General features: G+C 52.7%; 2 protein-coding genes. Both read left to right on the top strand.

What is annotated here, in order from left to right:
* Nucleotides 1-1,343, top strand: a 1,343-nt coding sequence (locus RMSM_RS10050; RefSeq protein ID WP_261340335.1) for a PEP-utilizing enzyme, incomplete at its 5' end; no start/stop codon positions are given.
* A complete protein-coding gene (locus RMSM_RS36660; protein WP_008695028.1) occupies nt 1,340-2,134 on the top strand; it encodes a TIR domain-containing protein in 795 nt (264 codons plus the stop codon). The genes RMSM_RS10050 and RMSM_RS36660, both read left to right, overlap by 4 nt.
* Nucleotides 2,135-2,649 lie beyond the last annotated feature (515 nt).

Raw genomic sequence — 2,649 nt, 5'->3', positions numbered from 1 at the left:
CACGTGCCGCGCGAGACGAGCCACACTATGTGGAATTGCTCAATAGTCGTTCGCAATGTAAGCCATCGGCCGTTGGCGCCCTGATTCACAACCTTCACACTCTCAAAGTGGCTGGCCTTCGCGTCGCGCCGACGATTGTGATAGGCAATGAAATTTTTCGTGAATTCGCGAAGTTGGGCTGTCTGCCGACGGAGATAACGAATCGAATTGCCGCCATCTTGCAGAAGGAAAGGGCATTCATTCAGCATGGGCAGGTCACGATTCGGTCAAGTGTTCCCGAGAGCTACGTCGGGCTACTGGAAGAGGTTACGGTTGAACGAAGTATCGCGTCAATTCAGTACGGCGTTGAGGCCCTCTATCGCTCCTGGTCGGATGACACTGCTCGTGCTAGCCGACACGTTGATGGAATTGACGATGCCCGTAGCATCCCAGCAGTATTTATTCAACCTGCATATGACAATCCGTACATGTTGGCTACGCGCACCGGTTACGGTGAAGTCACCACCGCCAAGAACTATGCCAATAGCATCCGAAACAACATAGAGCGATTTCGACCAGTGTACCGGACCTTACTTCGCCAAGTCGAAAGAACGATGGCCTTTCCAACTGAGGTAACGCTTACCCAAGATCGTTCGCCACAGATCATCATGGCCACAAGAGACGAGATCACCGACTCCGGAATATGGCGAACACTTTCCGAACTGTTCCGAGACGGGATCGTGAGCGAACTCGATTATCTTGAGCGAGTCCAACCAGACATGTTGGTTCAATTTACGGATTTTGCCTTCTCGGATCCAAGTTCCGTCTCTATCGGGAACGGCTTACCCGCCTCACCGGGCACGGCCGTCGGACGGCTCTGTATACTGGGTTCCCGGTCCGGCAACATCGACGATTTCACTGGAACCATTCTCGTTGTTGCTGAGGCGAGCCCAGAAGATGTCGACGCGATTCACCAATGCGCCGGCGTTGTGACCGTTTACGGTGGTATGACGAGTCATGCCGCAGTCGCGTGCCGTGGCCTTCGCAAACCACTCGTGATCAACAGTGGCCTTGAAATTGATACACGGGGCGGCGTAGTCAAACACGAAGCTATGGCCACACCGGCCGATCATTCGTGGTACGTGTGCGTCAACGGTTCATCCGGTACGATCTCGTTTTCTCGTGGCGACTCCATGACGCCTCGCTATAAATTGCTCGATGAATGCCTTCCGTACGTTGACCAGGTCGTGCAGGCTCTTAGGTGTTTTGACGATGTGCAGAAGTTCTCAGCATTACCCTTGCCAGCTCAAAGTCACTTGGCACGAATACGCAGTGAACTTCGCAAGACGGGAGCCGTTGAATGATCAGGGCGATTCTCGTTGAAGACGAACGTCCGTTCGCAGTCAAGTGCGTTGAGGTGATGGAGAAGTGCGGTCTATCGGTGCAGTATTTGCCCGGGGCGGACGAGGCGCGTACACATCTGCTCGAAACAACCGTCGACGTCGCCGTAATAGATTTGATGATGCCCCCGTCGTACAAGGACGAAGGAGTAGGATTGCTGCAATGGGCGAAACAGCGATTTCCGAAAATGGAAGCCGTTTTGATAACAAAGAAGCAGGACCAGACTACAGAAGTCGTCGCGGCTGCTATGCGTCTCGGCGCTCGCTACTTCCTGGACAAGGAAGCTGGTACCTTCTTCTCTAAACTTGAGTATCACCTTAAGGAGATTCTCGTGGAACAAGCGAGTAATGTGTTCATCAGCCACGGCCACAACGAGTTACTGAAACTGAAGTTGAAGGATTTTGTGCAGAATCGATACGGAAAAACGCCTGTGATTCTGTCGGAATTGCCCTCAGAAGGGCTGACGATTGTCGAAAAGCTCGAAAAGGCAAGCAAAAGCTGCAAGTGTGCGATCATCCTCATGACTAAGGATGATCAGACGCACGACGGCGGTGTTCGCGCTCGCCAGAATGTGATACACGAGATTGGATTCTTCCAGGGAAAGTACGGTCGCAAGAAGGTGATGCTTCTTGCTGAAAAAGGCGTGGAAATGTTTAGCAACATTTCCGGGATTGTACGTATAGAGTTTGACGCCGACCACTTTGAGTCTGTTTTTGAGCCGTTGAGAATCGAACTCGACGCAACCCTTCGCTAGAATCCCGCACCTAACAAAGGCATGAACACGGAGCCGCCGGTCGCGCGTTTTCAAGTAGAGCATCAACCGCGGCGGCCCGGTTATGCCAAGCGTTGAACCTAACCCCTTTGGGTCGGGCACGTCTGTTTTGATGCGGCGTTGACTCATTGACTCCGTTCGCTCGCATCCTTGATGCAGCAGTGGTTTGGCTTCGTGGCCAAACGCGTTTTCTTTATTGCACGAATGAGCATGCCTCGCACCTTCACGCAGTCGTAAGTGACTGCATGTGGTCCGGTTGTGACGAATAAAGTGAAATTATGGCCTTGCGCTTTTCAAACGCGCAAGCATCCTGGGATGTATTCCCGTGAACACACTTGGCGTTCGCGACTTGTCTCCCGCATTGGATCTCTGCCATGACCCCTTATCAAAATCGCCTCTGCAAAAACACGAAGCGTCTCGCCGAAGACATGAAAATCCGGCATTTTGCTGATGCAACCATCGATGCCTACACTTACCACGTCGGCCGCTTCGCTGAC

This window comes from Rhodopirellula maiorica SM1, from assembly GCF_000346295.1.
GTDB classification, from domain to species: Bacteria; Planctomycetota; Planctomycetia; order Pirellulales; family Pirellulaceae; genus Novipirellula; species Novipirellula maiorica.
The sequence above is the reverse complement of the archived record's forward strand: the minus strand, read 5'-3'. Positions and strand labels throughout refer to the sequence as shown.